Here is a 516-nt window from a genome sequence, read left to right on the forward strand (position 1 = left end):
TGCCCGAACCCTGGCGGCGCTGGCCTGCTGGCCGAGTACTACAACGGCTGGATCAGGAGCCCGCAGAACGAGTACAACCGCAACACAGGGTTTGCCACCAACCCCAGGGGCCAGGAGGTGGGCCCTCTGCCCCAAGATGTTCAACGCGCCAACCTGCCCTACCTGCGGGCAGTGCGCTGGCCGGATCCGGTGTTCCCGGCCCAGGGGGTGCCGGACGCCATCGGTCAATACAACAACAACGACTACACCAGCAGTGCGCCGAGCTGTCCCACGACCAACTTGGGCAGCGCCACCAACGACCAGCGCTGGGCCTGCGTGCGCGACGCTATCAGTAACCGCGATGGCACCGTCAATCCAAGCAGCTTTGCCCGCAGCGGTTCTGGTTTCCCCTGGTGGGGTGGCTTCCAGTACCAGTTCGGCAGCAGCACGGATCTGAATTCAAGGTCTCCCTTCAAGCGGAGGCTGTACAACAATTTCCCCACTTGCAGCGGCTCTTTGTCTGACATTCTGCAGCCC

The 516-nt window shown here is 63.2% G+C and carries 1 protein-coding gene; it reads left to right on the forward strand.

Translation table 11 applies throughout. The features are described from left to right. The coding region (locus NW853_RS00155) for a hypothetical protein (protein ID WP_414347078.1) at positions 1 to 516 on the forward strand (516 nt) is incomplete at both ends.

This window comes from Synechococcus sp. H55.11 (genome assembly GCF_047462475.1).
In the GTDB taxonomy this organism is placed as follows: domain Bacteria; phylum Cyanobacteriota; class Cyanobacteriia; order Thermostichales; family Thermostichaceae; genus Thermostichus.